14 protein-coding genes are annotated in these 17,385 nt (G+C 36.1%); 11 read left to right on the top strand and 3 right to left on the bottom strand.

Features of this window, described 5'->3' with window-relative positions:
* Positions 1-125: 125 nt before the first annotated feature.
* Positions 126-1,118: a LacI family DNA-binding transcriptional regulator gene (locus AN959_RS04835; RefSeq protein ID WP_056828746.1), complete on the bottom strand. Its 993-nt coding sequence runs from the start codon at positions 1,116-1,118 to the stop codon at positions 126-128.
* Between the two features lie 153 nt (positions 1,119-1,271).
* Between AN959_RS04835 and AN959_RS04830 the strand changes: the two genes are divergently transcribed.
* Positions 1,272-2,261 (top strand): macro domain-containing protein, encoded by a 990-nt coding sequence (locus AN959_RS04830; RefSeq protein ID WP_056828744.1) that lies wholly within the window; start codon positions 1,272-1,274, stop codon positions 2,259-2,261.
* 83 nt (positions 2,262-2,344) lie between these two features.
* On the top strand, positions 2,345-2,989 hold the full coding sequence (locus AN959_RS04825; RefSeq protein ID WP_056828742.1) for a vWA domain-containing protein: 645 nt from the start codon (positions 2,345-2,347) through the stop codon (positions 2,987-2,989).
* A 353-nt stretch (positions 2,990-3,342) separates the two neighbouring features.
* On the opposite strand, the gene AN959_RS04820 is transcribed toward AN959_RS04825, so the two are convergent.
* Entirely contained in the window at positions 3,343-4,086 is a 744-nt protein-coding gene (locus AN959_RS04820) for a hypothetical protein (RefSeq protein WP_056829147.1), read from the bottom strand.
* A gap of 274 nt (positions 4,087-4,360) precedes the next feature.
* Here AN959_RS04820 and AN959_RS04815 point away from each other — a divergent pair, with 274 nt between their 5' ends.
* The 5 genes from AN959_RS04815 to AN959_RS04795 all read left to right on the top strand — a co-directional run bounded on the left by AN959_RS04815 (position 4,361) and on the right by AN959_RS04795 (position 12,266).
* Entirely contained in the window at positions 4,361-6,142 is a 1,782-nt protein-coding gene (locus AN959_RS04815) for a sensor histidine kinase (protein ID WP_056829145.1), read from the top strand.
* A complete protein-coding gene (locus tag AN959_RS04810; RefSeq protein WP_056828740.1) occupies positions 6,120-6,857 on the top strand; it encodes a LytTR family DNA-binding domain-containing protein in 738 nt (245 codons plus the stop codon). The genes AN959_RS04815 and AN959_RS04810 overlap by 23 nt, the downstream gene beginning before the upstream one ends.
* Before the next feature lie 134 nt (positions 6,858-6,991).
* On the top strand, positions 6,992-8,797 hold the full coding sequence (cstA, locus tag AN959_RS04805) for a carbon starvation protein CstA (protein WP_056828738.1): 1,806 nt from the start codon (positions 6,992-6,994) through the stop codon (positions 8,795-8,797).
* Between the two features lie 279 nt (positions 8,798-9,076).
* Entirely contained in the window at positions 9,077-10,441 is a 1,365-nt protein-coding gene (locus AN959_RS04800; RefSeq protein WP_056828736.1) for an amino acid permease, read from the top strand.
* A 571-nt stretch (positions 10,442-11,012) separates the two neighbouring features.
* Entirely contained in the window at positions 11,013-12,266 is a 1,254-nt protein-coding gene (locus tag AN959_RS04795; RefSeq protein ID WP_056828734.1) for an MFS transporter, read from the top strand.
* A 78-nt stretch (positions 12,267-12,344) separates the two neighbouring features.
* Here AN959_RS04795 and AN959_RS04790 read toward each other — a convergent pair whose 3' ends face one another.
* Positions 12,345-12,710, bottom strand: coding sequence for a hypothetical protein (locus tag AN959_RS04790; RefSeq protein ID WP_056828732.1), 366 nt, complete (start codon positions 12,708-12,710; stop codon positions 12,345-12,347).
* Between the two features lie 127 nt (positions 12,711-12,837).
* Here AN959_RS04790 and AN959_RS04785 point away from each other — a divergent pair, with 127 nt between their 5' ends.
* The 4 genes from AN959_RS04785 (at position 12,838) to AN959_RS04770 (ending at position 17,384) form a co-directional block, all read left to right on the top strand.
* Positions 12,838-13,497: a DUF2238 domain-containing protein gene (locus AN959_RS04785; RefSeq protein ID WP_371256487.1), complete on the top strand. Its 660-nt coding sequence runs from the start codon at positions 12,838-12,840 to the stop codon at positions 13,495-13,497.
* Between the two features lie 316 nt (positions 13,498-13,813).
* Positions 13,814-14,587, top strand: coding sequence for an ABC transporter ATP-binding protein (locus tag AN959_RS04780; protein ID WP_056828729.1), 774 nt, complete (start codon positions 13,814-13,816; stop codon positions 14,585-14,587).
* A gap of 14 nt (positions 14,588-14,601) precedes the next feature.
* Positions 14,602-16,497 (top strand): AMP-binding protein, encoded by a 1,896-nt coding sequence (locus AN959_RS04775; protein ID WP_056828727.1) that lies wholly within the window; start codon positions 14,602-14,604, stop codon positions 16,495-16,497.
* A 2-nt stretch (positions 16,498-16,499) separates the two neighbouring features.
* Positions 16,500-17,384 carry a branched-chain amino acid ABC transporter permease gene (locus tag AN959_RS04770; protein ID WP_056828724.1) on the top strand — a complete coding sequence of 295 codons (885 nt, stop codon included), beginning with the start codon at positions 16,500-16,502 and terminating at the stop codon, positions 17,382-17,384.
* Position 17,385: the final 1 nt, after the last annotated feature.

Genomic DNA, 17,385 nt, shown 5'->3' with positions numbered 1-17,385 from the left:
AACGATATAAATAAAAAATATTCTTACATGAATACGTAACCATTTTTAGAGAAAAATATATAGACTAAAAATGGTTACGTATTCATTTTTGAGAAAAAATAAAACAAACCCTTCAAAAGGCTGTTTTATATTTTCCGTGTTGTGTTTCTACCAAACACTTTAACAGATTCAGTAATTTGTATGCAACCATTTTTTTTATTTTCAATCATTTCTATCAATTTCTGAATAGCTATATATCCTAGATTTTGCTCAGAGACGCTACCAACCGTAGTAAGCTGAATGGACCCATGGCGACTTAAATCTACGTTATCGATTCCAATAATACTAATATCCTCTGGTACCTGTAATTTTTCCTGTATAGCGTCATCGATTAAGTTTAAAGCAATCGAATCAGCTCCGGCACAAATAGCAGAAGGGCGTTTTTTTAGTTGGAGTAACTCATGGAAAGCACGTGTAATATCTTGTTTAGACGTGTCCGTATTAATAATATATTGCTCTTGGAGTGGTACTTTACAATCTTCCATCGCTTGAAGAAATCCAAGATAACGGTTATTGAATGTGCTAACGTTCAAAGTTCCACCAACCCAAGCAATTGCTTCGTGGCCTTGTTCAATCATATGCTTTGCAGATAAATAACCAGCATGAAAATTATCAATTTCAACAAAGTATTCATTATTTTTGTGTTTTCGGTTATAGGTGATAAATGGAATGTCCATCCGCTTCAGTTTTTCAAATATTGGATCATCAATTAATATGCAGGATAAAATAACGCCGTCAACTTTATGGGCAATAGCAGTTGCATATGCTTCGGAAAGGTTTTTGTCATTAACGAACTGTACATTCACCCGAAAACCCTTTTCATTGGCATAATTTACGATTGCTGTTGTTGTATCTACGAAAAAAGGATTATGTAGTGGACCTGATAAAAGGGCAATTGTATTGGTTTTATTTTGAACAAGAGAACGCGCATGTCCATTTGGTATGTAGTTTAACTCGTCGATTGCTTTCATTACTTTATCAAGAGTTGGTTTTTTAACAGTTTGAGGCATATTTAATACCCGAGAAACTGTCGTTTGGGATACTCCTGCGTGCTTTGCCACGTCTTTAGATGAGACCAAAACGATACCTCCTTTTTACGTTGATAATACATTATTTTATACAAAGTTGCTATATGTAAATGCTTGTATAAAAGAGAAGAGAGATTCTTTCCAACATGCTTTATATTGGCTATCATTTAAGAAAGGGTATCTTTGAGAAGGAGCGTGAAAATTTTGCCATTAGAAATCGTACGAAATGATATTACTAAAATGACGGTAGATATTATTGTTAATGCAGCTAACGTTTCCCTTCAAATGGGTGGAGGAGTATGTGGAGCTATTTTTCAAGCAGCAGGTGCAGAGCAATTGCAAAAAGCGTGTAATGAAATTGGAGAGTGTCCTGTAGGGGAGGCAGTCATTACAGATGGCTTTCAGTTACAAGCAAAGCATATTATTCATACAGTCGGTCCAATTTGGAGGGGAGGCTCACAAAACGAGGAAGCGCTACTTACAGCATGCTATGGAAATGCATTGTCTTTGGCTGAACAATACAATTGTAAATCTATCGCTTTTCCCCTCATTTCTTCTGGCATATATGGCTATCCGAAAGAACAAGCTTTACAGGTTGCCATTTCAACCATTAGTGCCTATTTGATGGAACATGAAATGCATGTGTATATGGTTGTTTTTGATAAGAGTGCATTCAGATTAAGTGGAAAATTATTTACTTCCATCCATGAATACATTGATGAATATTATGTAGAGGAACTAGGTCTACAATTTTCTCGCAATCGACAAGAAGAGCTATTTGAACTGGAGTCTCAAGTTATATTAGAGGAAGCTTCAATAAAAAAGAGGAGCTTGGAAGATGTATTTAAACATATGGAAGAAACATTTTCAGAAAGACTTTTACGTTTAATTGATGAAAAAGATATGACAGATGTGGAGACGTATAAAAAAGCGAATATTGATCGCCGTCTTTTTTCTAAAATCCGCAATTCTGTTGATTACACTCCGCTCAAAAAAACAGTGATTGCCTTCGCTATAGCATTAGAATTAGATATTGAGGAAACAAAGGATTTGTTATCTAAAGCTGGCTACACTTTGTCACGTAGTAGTAAGTTTGATCTTATAATTGAATATTTTATGGAAGAAGAGAATTATAATATTCACGAAATTAATGAGGCATTGTTTGCTTTTGATCAAGTTCTGTTAGGTGCTTAATTTGTCGCTTTGGAAGCGACCTATTTGGAATTCGGAATTGTTATTCTGAGTTTGTAGATAACAAACTTAGGAGGAAGACGAAGATGAAAAACAATTTAACAGAGTTAGTTTTTATTCTTGATAAAAGTGGATCAATGGCAGGACTAGAGGGAGATACGATTGGCGGATATAATGCGATGCTAGCCAAGCAAAAAAAAGAAGAAGGCGAAGCAACGGTGACAACTGTATTGTTTAACCACGAATATGAATTGCTCCATGACCGTATTAATGTAAAAGGAATTTCCCCTATTACGGAAAAGGAATATGAGGTTGGTGGAACGACAGCCTTGCTTGATGCAATTGGATCTGCAATTCAAAAAATAGGGAACGCACAAAAAAGAACAATGGAAGGGGAACGCGCTGATAAAGTGTTGTTTGTAATCACGACTGATGGTATGGAAAATGCGAGCTGCGAATATACCTATGACAAAATAAAATCAATGATTGCACATCAGAAAGAAAAACATGGATGGGAATTTATTTTTCTTGGTGCAAATATTGATGCCATTTCCACTGCTGCAAAGTTCGGAATCAGGGAGGAGTTTGCTGTAGAATATCACGCGGATAATGAGGGGACTCAGTTAAATTTCCAAACACTCAATGAAGCAGTTACTTCATTCCGTAAAGGGAAAAAGATAGATCGAACTTGGAAAAAAGATATTGAAGAAGATTTTCAGCGACGCTTGTAATAAGGAGTGTAGCGGATGTTAGAAAGAAATCAGCCGTTAAGAATAGGTTGGTTTCTTTTTTTTTGTAATTTTCTTATGTAGTAACTGTAAAGGGATATATCTAGTAATTAATGAAGGTTTCTAGATATAGTCACCATTAATTGGGGGAAACAATAAATGGTGACTTTTTTCACAATGGTTCTTTTAAAATAAATCCNAAATTATAGAAATTAAAAGGTTGCAAAATATCAGAAAAATGTTATTTGTGATAACTTTTTGTTTTGCATTCAGTTCAAATTCAGTTAAATGGATATAAACTCTATTACTTCAATATAAAAGACAGAGATCATTAAATCTCTGTCTTTTTGTACTACTTATTGTTGTGCTTTCTTAACGCTATTCAATATTTCATCAATGTTTTTTCCACTAATATTATCAACAACGGTGTAATGAATTTCATTAATTACATAAAATGTTCTCTCTTCTACTTTTGTTTTAAATTTAAGCTTACTTTTATCAAGGTTGATTAAATTACTTTTTAACTGTGCTACATCATTTGAATCGAATTGAATCATAAAGGGTTCAATAGCGGGATAATAATGACCAAGCTCGGAGTTTTCTTTTAAGAAAATCATATATTTCTCACCGTATGCTGGTTTTATATAGAGCGGATCTTTGTTTTCTACTTCTTTTGTAAAGATGTTCTTAGCTTCTTGAACAATTACTCCAGTTTCATCAACCACTTCATCACTTTCCTCTATTGTAATGATTTCAGAATATCTATGATTTATTAATATTTCTTTTTCTACAGGTTTTCCTTTTAAAGTTTCATTTACTTGGAAATTAAATAAATGTCCCTCTACATTTTCATTTTGTTCAAATGGTGCCTTTGCCATATTCCATTTAGAGTCTAAACCTTTATATTCACCTAGAACAACGACATCTGATTCTTGGACCATTTCACTTAATTCATTTGTTACTTTAAACGTCTTATGTAAAACTAACGTTTTAGGTTCCAAATTATTTTTTGATATGAACCAAAAGGTAATACCTATAATAAGAAACAAAATAAATAATAAGAAATAAAAATAAGTTCTCCTAGACTTAGGTTTAGACATCATTATCTTTCCTCCTTTTAATGAGTAGGTTCTACATAATGAGAAGTATGTTGATAACATTAATTGTCAGATGATATGTTCCTCTTTAATGTATTTAGACAGTTGTTTAGTGGGAAAAGTTACAATAATTTTCTGAATACTATAGTTTCTGAGATATGAATAGTTGCTTCAAAACAAAAATAAAATGGCGTTTCTACTAGAGGTTTTTTTCTTTAGATTTTTCAAGTATGATAAACATATTAGAATATTTCGAAAGAGGGAGAACTTAACGATGATATTAGTTTTGGCTGCATTAATGATAGAAAAAGTTGGGATCATCGTTATTGTTGCATTCTTACTTTCTCAAATAAAATCATTTCGACAGGTTATTCACAATGAACACAATTGGAGCGAAAAAGTAATTCTTATTTTAATTTTTGGTGCTTTCGGATTGATTAGTAATTACACAGGAATTGAAATGGAGCGAGGGACTATTGTAAATAGTGGCTGGCTTGTAGGAATTGACCCGGATAATGCGATAGCAAACACAAGAGTAATGGGAGTTGTGATTGGTGGAATATTAGGTGGGCCAGTTGTTGGGCTAGGTGCTGGTCTAATTGCTGGTATCCACAGGTATTCACTTGGGGGTTTTACGGCAATAGCATGTTCATTGGCAGTTGTTGTAGCTGGAATTTGTTCTGGGTATTTTTCTAGAAAACAATTAAAACTTGATAAGAAAATTACACCAATCTATGCTGCAAAGTTAGGAATGACATTAGAAGCTGTACAAATGATCATAATTTTGGCTTTGGCAAAACCATTTGAAGAAGCATGGGCTCTCGTGCAAGTCATTGGGATTCCAATGATTGTTGTTAACGGATTAGGAATGTTTTTATTCATGTATATTATCCAGTCAATCGTACGAGATGAAGAGCGTGCTCGAGCAAACCAAACGAGCCAAGCATTTTATATTGCAGATCAAACCTTGCCTTTCTTTCGACAAGGATTAAATACTAATTCTTGTAAAGAGATTGCAGAAATTATGTTGCGGTTGACGGATGCCGATGCGGTTGCGATGACAGATGAACATCGAGTGTTAGCGCATGTTGGAGCAGAAGCAGATCACCATATTCCAAAGAGAGGCCTAACGACTGGATTAACAAAAAAAGTGTTAGAAACCGGCAGGATAGCAGTCGCCAAATCAAAGGAAGAAATTTTTTGTTCCCATAGTGATTGTTCGTTAGAAGCAGCCATCGTACTACCTTTAAAGATACAAAACAAAACTGCAGGAACATTAAAAATGTATTATATTAAGCCGAGTAAGTTAGATGATGTTCAGCAGCAGCTAGCAGAAGGACTTGCCAATTTATTTTCTACTCAATTTGAGCTAGCAGAAGCTGAAAGACAAACAAAATTATTAAAAGATGCAGAAATAAAAGCATTACAAGCCCAAATCCATCCGCATTTTCTGTTTAATAGTCTCAATTCCATTTCTATCTTATGCCGCACAGATGCACAAAAAGCTAGAAAGCTATTGTTGGAGTTAAGTTCATTTCTACGTGGTAATATTCAGGGAGCTAAACAAATGCTTATTCCTTTAGAAAAGGAAATAGAGAATGTGAAGTCATACTTATCCCTTGAACAAACGCGTTTTCCAGACAAATACGAAATAGAGTTTGAAATAGAAAACAGTTTAGAAGAGATACTGATACCTCCGTTTACGTTACAACCGCTAGTAGAGAACGCCATCAATTACGCATTCACAAGTCTAGTAGGTATAGGAAAGATACAAATCCAAATTTACTCCTTAAATAACAACCTGCGAATTGTTGTATCAGATAACGGAAAAGGCATTCCAATGAACAAGATAGAATTATTAGGTAAACAAACGATGGTTTCTAAAAAGGGTACGGGTACAGCGATTTTTAATATAAGTAAGAGACTATCTGGAATTTATAATGGCCAAGCAAAGTTAGAGATAACTAGTGAATTAAACAGGGGCACATCTATATTAATTTCTATTCCACTCGATAGTAAAGGAGTTTTACATCAAAATGTTGAAGGCGTATATAGTTGAAGATGAACCATTGGCAAGGGAGGAGTTAAAATATCTTCTCACAGAAAGTAAACAAATTGAAGTTATTGGTGAAGCAGATTGTCTTTTAAATGCTGTGAAGGATATATCCAAACAACACCCAGATTTGGTTTTCTTAGATATAGATTTAGAGGAAGATAACGGATTAGACTTAGCTAAGCAATTGATCCAGCTTAAACCAACTCCTGCCATTGTATTTGCGACCGCGTACGATGAGTATGCCTTACAAGCGTTTGAATTAAATGCACTTGACTATATTTTGAAACCATTTGATGAGGAGCGTATCCGAAAAACGCTGGAAAAGATAATTCATGTGGGGAAAATCGGAAGTGAGGAACGACGATTCATTTCTTCTGCTAAGAATGTTAATTCGGGAAAAATTGCTGTTTTAGTAGAGGAAAGAATTGTTTTGCTTGAAAATGATTCCATCATTTATTTGGAATCTTTTGAAGGCAAATGTAAGGTCAAAACGATGAGTGATGAATATATTGTTAGTGATTCACTAACTGTGTTAGAGAAAAAATTAAGCAATACCAATTTTATGCGCGTCCATCGAAGCTTTATAGTGAACATGGATCATATTATTGAAATTCATCCATGGTTTAACTCTACATATAATGTCATATTAAAAGATCGATCAAAAGTTCCTGTTAGTCGAACATATGTAAAAGATTTTAAAATGTACATTGGGTTTTAAATAGGTCAAATTGTATTTCATTTCCCCATTTTTGCAGCTCATCCTTGAAATTTTGTAACTCAACTAGAATATGAATTTATCAATCTTAATTTTAGTATGATTAATAAATACATAAGGGATGGGGGTAAAAGAAAATGAATGCGGTTACAATTGTTATTGGCTCTATTTGTATACTATTAATTGCTTATCGTTTATATGGTACATTCATGGCTGCAAAAGTTTTGAAACTAGACGATTCAAAACCCACTCCAGCTCATGAACTGGAAGATGGTAAAGATTATGTACCCACGAACAAATGGGTTACGTTTGGTCACCATTTTGCGGCGATTGCTGCGGCGGGACCATTAGTTGGACCAATATTAGCAGCACAGTTTGGTTATTTACCCGGCTTACTTTGGCTTCTAATAGGGGCGGTAATCGGTGGAGCGGTTCACGACATGGTTGTACTATTTGCATCCATGCGTCAAGAGGGAAAATCTCTATCTGAAATAGCGAAAAAAGAGCTCGGTCCAGTGGCAGGATTCTGTGCTGGGTTGGCGATGCTATTCATTATTACGATTACGATGGCAGGTCTTTCTTTAGTAGTATTGAGCGCATTAGAGAGAAACCCATGGGGAACCTTTGCTGTAGGGATTACAATTCCGATTGCAATGGGAGTTGGGTTGTACCATAAGAAAACAGGAAATTTAAAAGCTGCTACAATCGTCGGTTTTGGACTTATTATGGCTGCTATTCTTTGGGGACCTAATATTCAAGGAACAGCATTAGGTGATTTCTTAACATTAGAAAAGAGTACTATCGCTATAGCATTACCTATTTATGCGTTTTTTGCTGCGGCGTTACCAGTTTGGTTATTGCTAGCACCTCGTGATTATTTAAGTACTTTTATGAAAATTGGTGTATTCGTAGCTTTAATAATAGGGGTATTCTATGTAAATCCAGCAGTTCAATTCCCTGCTTTAACAGAGTTCATAAATGGTGGGGGTCCGATTATCGCGGGACCGGTATGGCCATTTGTTTCCATCACCATTGCTTGTGGAGCCATATCAGGATTCCATGCATTCGTTGGTTCAGGGACAACTCCAAAGATGATCAATCGTTGGAGTGATATTAAAGGGGTAGCTTTTGGTGCAATGCTTGTGGAATGTTTAGTTGCAATCATGGCTTTAATTGCTGCTGTATCTTTAATGCCAGGAGATTATTTTGCAATAAATTCTACACCAGAGAAATTTGCGACATTAGGGATGGAAACAGTGCATTTAGATGAGCTAAGTGATGAGATTGGAATGGATTTGGAAGGAAGAACAGGAGGGGCTGTTACTCTTGCTGTAGGGATGACGTATATCTTTACGGAGATTCCGATTTTCGAAAAAATGGCTTCCTATTTCTATCAGTTTGTTATTCTATTTGAAGCAGTCTTTATCCTAACAGCAATTGACTCGGGGACACGAGTTGCTCGTTATCTCATTCAAGATTTCGGTGGAACATTCTTTAAACCGTTAAAACGAACTAATTCAATAGGTGCAACTATTTTCGCAAGTGCGTTAGCTTGCTTTATGTGGGGATATTTACTGTATTCCGGAGATATTAGTTCCGTTTGGGCATTGTTTGGGGTGTCAAACCAGTTAATGGCTTCGATAGGATTGATCATTGGGGCAACGATAGTATTGAAGATTGCACAAAAACGAAGCTATATGCTTACTTGTTTGATTCCTCTATCTTATCTGTATGTAACAGTTAATGTAGCTGGCTACTGGATGGTGAAAAACGTTTATTGGAATGCAGAAAGCCCAGGCTACAATATTTTAAATGGAACTCTTTCTGTAATCATGTTAGTTCTTGGTCTAGTAATTCTTGTGACCTCCATTCGTAAGTGGTTACAGCTTTGGAAAATTCCACAGCATGAACTAGTAGAGCGTGCTGCAAAAGGAACCATATAAGTTAACCTTTAATACCTTCCAACATACTAAATGTTGGAAGGTTTTTTATTTTTTACACTAAAATATTATATTTGAANTTTCTATTAAATTTAAAACATAGGTATATGAAGGGATTAAGGTGTTTTTCCTAAAAATACATTTGTATTTTAAGTCAGTTCTTATTATTCTATGATAAGAAAGATTATTCAGCTTTCTATAAACTTTATAAAACCGTATGTATTTCTCGGTTGATTTATACCGAATAAATTAGTTGTAAATATTGCGTCTGGGGGAGCTAACATGTCCAATAATGAATTGAAGAGAGGACTTGAGGCACGTCATATTCAAATGATTGCTTTAGGGGGTACAATTGGCGTTGGTCTATTTATGGGTTCTGCTAGTACGATTAAATGGACAGGCCCATCTGTATTACTTGCATATGCTATATGTGGGATTTTTATATATTTTATCATGCGTGCAATGGGAGAAATGCTTTATGTAGAGCCAAGTACAGGTTCATTTGCGACATTTGGCCATAAGTATATTCATCCGTTAGCAGGCTATATCACAGCGTGGAGTAACTGGTTTCAATGGGTAATTGTTGGGATGGCAGAAATTATTGCAGTTGGGACATATATGCAATATTGGTTTCCCGATCTACCTGCATGGATTCCTGGGCTCATTGCAATGGTGATTCTTGGTGCTGCAAACTTGATTTCTGTTAAATCTTTTGGTGAAATTGAATTTTGGTTTGCGATGATTAAAATCGTGACAATCGTATTGATGATTATTGCAGGGTTAGGTCTTATTTTCTTTGGATTTGGTAATGGAGGAGACGCAATCGGGTTATCAAACCTTTGGGAAAATGGTGGTTTCTTTGCAGGTGGTTGGACAGGATTTTTCTTTGCACTGTCGCTTGTTATTGCAGCGTATCAAGGAGTAGAACTAATCGGGATAACAGCCGGAGAAGCGAAGAATCCACAAAAAACATTAACAAAAGCGATTAATAGTATTATTTGGCGTATATTAATTTTCTATATTGGTGCGATTTTTGTTATCGTTACGGTTTATCCTTGGGATCAACTTGATTCACTTGGAAGTCCGTTTGTTGCTACTTTTGCAAAGGTAGGAATTACAGCAGCAGCTGGAATTATTAACTTTGTCGTCATCACAGCTGCAATGTCAGGATGTAATAGTGGTATTTACAGTGCGGGACGTATGCTTTATACATTAGGAATCAATGGACAAGCACCAAAATTCTTTGCGAAAATATCTCATAATGGTGTGCCTTTATTCGGTACGGTCGGTGTTTTAGTAGGTTTAGCAGTTGGGGTTATTTTAAGCTATATTGCACCAGCCAATTTGTTCGTATATGTATACAGTGCAAGTGTGCTACCAGGTATGGTACCTTGGTTTGTTATTCTTATTAGTCAAATTAGATTTAGAAAAGCTAAAGAGGGAGAACTTAAAAACCACCCTTTTAAAATGCCTTTTGCACCTGTCACAAACTACTTAACCATTGCATTTTTAATTATGGTATTAGTAGGTATGTGGTTTAACGATGAAACACGTGTTTCTCTTATTGTAGGGATCATTTTCTTAGCGATTGTTGTAGCAAGCTTCTACATCTTTAAAATCGGTAAACGTATGCCTATAGATAAATAATGAAATAAAAAATATTCTGCCGTTTGATGCTCTAGCATCGAACGGTTTTTTCGAAAGAAAGAAAGATATGAAATTTGATTTACTTAAAGCCCGTATTCATCGGTATTTGAGGTATTAATCGGTATCTAATTAATACTATGAAGAAGGGTATTATCATCCTGTTGAATCTATTTTTATCAGCGATATACCGAAAAAAATAGCAAGCGTTCTTCTAATAGAGCAGATGTACAGCGACCGAAATTGCATCTTCGGGAGCTTCCAATATGAATAGGATGGCAGCTATTCTCCAATTATCCAAAATAGTGGTACCAAGTTTTCAAAAGTTGTAGCAGGGCGACGGATAGACGACTGCCACAGGATTACCGACCCTCCACTCCAAAAATTCAAACGGTAACGATGTAGCCAGAGTATGTCCAAAGCTCTCTGGAAACGTTTGAAACCTGGTATTTCTTTTTCACGGTTCGCCTGCGCTTTTCTTGTATTGTATATTACTTAATTTTAGCGTACAATATATCGAATTGATAGAATCTTTTAATTTATTTCGTTAGTCGTTAAGGAGGTGGGTGTGATATTGAAACGCATACATTATAGCTGGTTTGTGTTAACCATCGCTTTTTTCTCGATAATTGTAGCGGGAATTATTCGATCATCTTCTGGGGTATTTATTGTACCTTTTGAAAATGAGTTTGGATGGGATAGGTCCATTATTTCTTTAGCTTTTGCAGTTGGTCTTTTTCTTTATGGACTATCTGGCCCATTCATGGCAGCATTGATTGAAGTACTAGGGTTAAAAAAGATGATGGTTTATGCGATGTCCACTCTACTTGTAGGTCTCATGCTCACCTATTTTATGGACCGTGCCTGGCAGCTCATTCTCATTTGGGGAATCATCATAGGATTAGGATCTAGTGTGTTTTTAACAGTATTGAGTACATATGTTGCGAATCGTTGGTTTGAGAAAAGAAGAGGACTTGCAGTAGGGATTTTAACAGCGAGCACCGCAACAGGACAGTTAGTATTACTTCCTGTTCTAGCAATTCTTGTAGAAAATTATTCATGGCGCACTGCAATTGGTTTAATACTAGTCCTTAGCTCTATCATGCTAGTAGTTATTCTTTTATTTATGAGAAACTCCCCGAAGGAAATTGGCATTTTACCTTATGGACTAGAAAAAGAGTTTCCGGAGTCTAATGCTGTGAAAAAGAAAAATCCAGTTGCCATGGCGTTCGAATCATTACTCGAAGCTATAAAAGTAAAGGAATTTTGGTTGTTAGCAGGAAGCTTTTTTATATGCGGGCTTTCTACAAGTGGTCTAATTGGAACCCATTTTATATCCTATTGCATAAGTTATGGAATTCCGGTCGTTGCAGCCGCTTCCATGCTTTCTTTTATGGGGGTTTTTGATTTAGTCGGTACGACAATATCTGGTTGGTTATCCGATCGTTTTGATAATCGATGGTTGTTGTTTTGGTATTATATTTTAAGAGGAGCTTCTCTCGTTTTGCTTCCATTTGCACTCCAAGAAGGCTCACTTTCGTTATTAATCTTATTCTCTATATTTTACGGATTGGATTGGATTGCGACAGTACCGCCAACAATTAGCATTTCAAGACAAATCTTTGGAATTGAGAGAAGTGGTATTATTTATGGATGGATTTTTGCCGCTCATCAAGCTGGAGCTGCAGTAGCTGCATACGGTGGGGGTTATATGTATAAAGTATTTGACTCATACACTTGGGCATTCTTACTAGCGGGAATCTTTTGTGTTATGGCTAGTTTGTTTGTCATTTTAATAAAAAAACAAAAATCAAGCATAGTAGTTTAATAGAAGAATTACATTTTTTATCTTTTAACGTGTTGACCCATCCTGGAGACTCCTGTAGGATGGGTCATACTTTTTTATCTATTCATATAAAGTATCATCAAGGGATCCATTCTCTTGATAGATTTCAAGGACTCCATTATTGTCATTAACATATGGCTTTGCTTTTTCCAACAGTTTTTCCTTCGTTTCTTCCACGAAAATTGCCCGTTCTCCGCCTGATTTCATAAGTGTCCACTCATCTTTTCTTGCTTTTACTTCATACGTTGGACGGTCGGTATCATCTCCATTAATCGCTTTTCGTGCTTGTGCGGTTGCTATGGCGATTGCTCGACCTTCATCATAATTGTCTCGTAACAAAGCATTGGCAATTTCAATCGCTTTCTCTCTTACATCAGGGTCTAAATTTTTCATTGAGTCTGGATAATCCTTTTTGTCCCATGGCATTGCTATCGCCTCCTTAGCTTGCATTTTCCCTGATTTTTACCAAATCAAACGCACGGATTCGAATCGGGATTTTTGGATAAACTATACTTATAGAAGTATTTTGCGTGGGATGGAGGAGTGTATACACGTGGATGTGCATAAAAGTGCGAAGGTACATTTATTTCTACTCATAGTTGTTTCTGGTTTTTTCATTTGGTCAGTAATTAAGCCTGCAACCTATTTGGATTGGCTAGCGGAAGTTAGTCCTAGTGTAGTTGTAATAATCATTCTTTTAGCGACATATAAAAAGTTTCGCTTTACAACTCTCTCTTATTTCATCATTGCAATATTATCTATCTTGACATTAATAGGAGGCCACTATACTTACTCAGAGGTACCATTTTTTAATTGGATTAAAGAAGAATTTAATTTGAAGAGAAATAATTATGATCGATTTGGTCATTTGCTTAAGGGAATGATAGTTATAGTAATTAGAGAATTATTACTCCGCAAAACGGCTTTGACGAAAGGAGTTTGGTTGTTTGGAATTACTATGAGTATATCACTTGCCATTGCTGCTTTATATGAAATCATTGAATGGATGAGCACCAAAATTTCCAAAGGAGGAAAAGTTTCTAAAGACTTTTTAGGAATGCAAGGAGATAAATGGGATGCCCAATGGGATATGTTTTTAGCTTTAGTTGGTTCTCTCCTGGCATATATTATTCTTTCAAGGTTGCATGACAAATTATTAAAAAAAATAAAGAAAAATTCATCATTTATGCATGATGAAAAAAGGTTAAATTAAGATGAATTTGTCGAAAACAGAATAAATAGAGTAACTCCTTCTCCTGCAATTCGTCAGGAAAGGAGTTTTTTTACGTTGAATAATTAGGAAAATGAATAGTGAAAAGTTAATAATAGGTAAAACACGCTTAAATTTGAAAAAATAATCTCATTTTTGTGACTTTTATCACATAAAAATACAAAAACGCCCATTACATAATACGACAAAAAAGTAGTTCTTATGTATCATAAAATACATTGACAAGATGATAATCAGTAAAGTAATATTCAGAAAAAGCTAAAAGGTTAAGCGCTTACAAACAGAAGGGGTGGTTCGAGTGCAACCTATATTAGAAATAGAGAATGTGTCATTACAATTTGGTGGGGTAAAAGCATTAGATAATGTCAGCTATCATATAAAAAAAGGAGAGATATTCTCACTTATTGGTCCAAATGGAGCTGGGAAAACTAGTATGCTCAATTGCATAAGTGGCTTATATCAACCTACCAGCGGATCAATTCGTTATAAAGGAAATGAAATTATTAATATGAAACCTTATAATCGAACGTCCCTTGGTATTGCCCGTGCATTTCAAAATATAGCGTTGTTTGCTCATATGTCTGTACTAGATAATCTAAAGCTCGGAAGACATACTTTGATGAACTCTAGTGCAATTAGCGGAGGTCTATATGTAGGAAAGGCTGCCAATGAAGAAATTGAGCATAGAAAAAAAGTAGAAGAGGTTATTGAGTTTTTAGAGTTGCAAGACATTCGACATACGCCGGTAGGAACCCTTCCGTATGGACTACAAAAACGTGTGGAGGTAGGAAGGGCGTTGGCACTGGGACCGGAGTTAATCTTATTGGATGAGCCGATGGCGGGAATGAACAACTCTGAAAAGGATTTGATGGCCCGTTTTATATTGGATATGCATGAAGTAATGGAAATAACTGTCGTATTAATTGAGCATGATTTAGGAATTGTCATGAATTTGTCTGATCATATTGCGGTTTTGGACTTTGGTAAACGCATTGGATTTGGTACACCAGATGAAATACAAAATAATCCAGAAGTTATAAAAGCTTATATCGGGGAAGAAACCGTTATTTAGAAAGGGGAAAAACAATGAGCGCAGTGAAAACATTACCTAATCTTTTAGCGGAACGAGCAAACAACCATAGAGACGAGGTTGCACTTAGACAAAAATACCATGGTATTTGGAATGAAATAACTTGGGGTGACTATTTAAAAACAGTGGAGCAGTTGACGATATCCCTTTCTGAAAATTACGGTTTCAAGCAGGATGAAAAACTGGCTATTATTGGAGAAAATAGACCGCAATGGCTTTATTCATATATGGCAGCTCAAAGTTTAGGCGGGATGGCAGTTGGTATATATCAAGAATCACTGCCAGAACAAATTGTCTATTATTTAAACGATTGCCAAGCGCGAATCGTGGTGGTGGAAGATCAAGAGCAAGTAGATAAATTGCTTGAAATTGAAGATCAGATTCCAATGGTGGAATATATCATTTTTTACAATAAACAAGGAATGCGTCATTATAAGCATTCTAAATTAGTCGATTTTGATGATGTATTAATTGCAGGGACATCCTTGATAGAAAAAAAACCCACATTCTTCCGTGAACAAACTGAGCGATTGCTCGGAGACGACTATGCTGCTATTGCGTATAGTGCAGCTACTTCTGGAAATCCAAAAGGTGTAATTCTTACACATGAAAATTTAATGGAAGCCGCTAAAAGCCTTTTATTAGTAGATAACATGGAACCTAAAGATGACTACTTTTCTTTCTTGCCATTATCATGGATTCATGAGCAGGTGATGAGTGGAGTTATACCATTAACAACTGGAATCGTTATTAACTTTCCTGAAAAACCGCATACAGTAATAGGTGATATGCGTGAGATAGGTCCACATACACTGCTTGCACCTCCAAGAGTCTATCAAACTATTTTGTCGAACTTCACTATACGTATGGAAGGGGCAAGCTGGTTTAAGAAAAAAGTCTATCAAACTTTCAAGAAATACGGAGATATAATGGCACAGGCCCAGCTCCACAAGCAAGAAGTTTCTTTTAAAGAAAAGCTGATGTATAAAATTGGCGATTTGTTAGTTTTCAGTGCAATTCGTGATCATTTGGGATTCCCAAGAATAAAACGAGCGTATATTGCTGGAGCGGCACTTCAATCAGATGCCTTCCATTTCTTTCATAGTATCGGAGTAAATTTAAAGCAAACTTATGGTGGAACAGAGCTTGCAGGAATCGCATTTGTTCAACAAGATGACGACATCAATGTGGAGAGTTCGGGCGTTCCTCTACCTGGTACGGAAGTAAGAGTTGGGGAGGGTGGATCTATATTTGTAAAAAATTCAGCCACTTTCGCAAAGTATCTACATGAAGAAGACCACAAATCAATGACGGATGGTTGGATCACGCTGGGAGATTGTGGACGTTTGGGGCAAGATGGGCATCTCTATATTCTTGATAGAAAAGAAGACATTATTACAGATCAAAGTGGGAAATACATTTATCCGAGGATTGTCGAAAACAAATTAAAATCCAGTCCTTATATACAGGAGGCTGTATGCTTCGGCAAGGAAAAACCCTATATGACAGCTATTGTGAATATCGATTTAAACAGTGTTGGACGTTGGGCAGATAAGCAAAGGCTTGTCTATACAGAATACTCAGATCTTGCGAGGAATCCTCAAGTTGTTGAGTTTATAGAACAACAAGTTACGGAGTTAATGAGTCAAATACCAGCATATGCGAGAGTGAAGAAGTTTTCCATACTACACAAACAATTTACCGCAGATGACGGTGAGCTCACAAGAACATTAAAGGTAAGAAGAAAATATATTGAGGAAAAATATCAGATGCTAATCAATGGAATGTATTCTAATTTTTCTAAAGTGACAATGGGTAGTTCGGAAATGGAATCTATTGAGGAGATAAGTTTGCAGGTCATTCAGTTGAACATTAAACAGGAGGTGGCATAGTCATGACGTTTTTTCTTCAAATGCTTGTAACCGGGATAGTAGTTGGAAGTATTTATGGACTGGTTGCATTAGGATTTGTCTTAATATATAGAGCTAGTGGAGCGTTGAATTTAGCGAACGGAGAATTCGTTATAATTGGTCCCTATATCTGTTTAATCTTAATGACGGCTTATAAAATACCATTCATTCTTGCATTACTCATAACACTCGTTTTTAGTGCAGTTCTTGGCCTCGTCGTCGAAAGGCTTGTGATTAGACCAATACAGAATGCTCCTGTTGTGTCTGTCATCATGGCTACTATTGGGTTATCGAGTTTATTAGGTGGTGCAGTGCATATGATATGGGGTCACCAGACAAGAACATTTCCACCTGTTTTCCCTTTAACCCCAATAAATATTGCGGGGGTTATCGTAACACCTGTTTATTTGTGGTCATTTATCGTAGTAATCGTCCTACTCGTTTTATTTTCACTTTTCTTCAAGTTCTCCAAAATGGGGATTGCCATGCGTGCAGTTGCAGACGATCGACAGGCAGCATTATCAATGGGAATGAGTGTGAAATATGTCTATGCCGCAACATGGACAATTGCAGCAGTAGTGGCTGCTGTTGGTGGGGTACTTCTTGGTAATATAAATGGTCTTAGCCCAACAATGTCCGCAATAGGTTTAACTGTTTTGCCAGTTGTTATTCTAGGTGGCCTTGATAGTGTATTAGGCGCAATAGTTGGTGGCTTTGTAATCGGTATTATTCAAAACATGGCTGGAGGTTATTTAGATCCCCTTGTAGGAGGGGGCTTAAAAGACGTTGTTCCATTTATTATTGTCTTGCTCATTTTGATGTTAAAACCGCATGGCTTATTTGGCAGTAGAAGAATCGAGAGGGTGTGAG

This window comes from Psychrobacillus sp. FJAT-21963, from assembly GCF_001420585.1.
GTDB lineage: Bacteria > Bacillota > Bacilli > Bacillales_A > Planococcaceae > Psychrobacillus.
This window is presented reverse-complemented; position numbering and strand designations above follow the sequence as displayed.

Coding starts and splice junctions, on each gene's coding strand:
- AN959_RS04825 (WP_056828742.1), top strand. CDS start 2,345: ATGAAAAACAATTTAACAGAGTTAGTTTTTATTCTTGATAAAAGTGGA.
- AN959_RS04820 (WP_056829147.1), bottom strand. CDS start 4,086: ATGTCTAAACCTAAGTCTAGGAGAACTTATTTTTATTTCTTATTATTT.
- AN959_RS04810 (WP_056828740.1), top strand. CDS start 6,120: ATGTTGAAGGCGTATATAGTTGAAGATGAACCATTGGCAAGGGAGGAG.
- cstA (WP_056828738.1), top strand. CDS start 6,992: ATGAATGCGGTTACAATTGTTATTGGCTCTATTTGTATACTATTAATT.
- AN959_RS04800 (WP_056828736.1), top strand. CDS start 9,077: ATGTCCAATAATGAATTGAAGAGAGGACTTGAGGCACGTCATATTCAA.
- AN959_RS04790 (WP_056828732.1), bottom strand. CDS start 12,710: ATGCCATGGGACAAAAAGGATTATCCAGACTCAATGAAAAATTTAGAC.
- AN959_RS04775 (WP_056828727.1), top strand. CDS start 14,602: ATGAGCGCAGTGAAAACATTACCTAATCTTTTAGCGGAACGAGCAAAC.
- AN959_RS04770 (WP_056828724.1), top strand. CDS start 16,500: ATGACGTTTTTTCTTCAAATGCTTGTAACCGGGATAGTAGTTGGAAGT.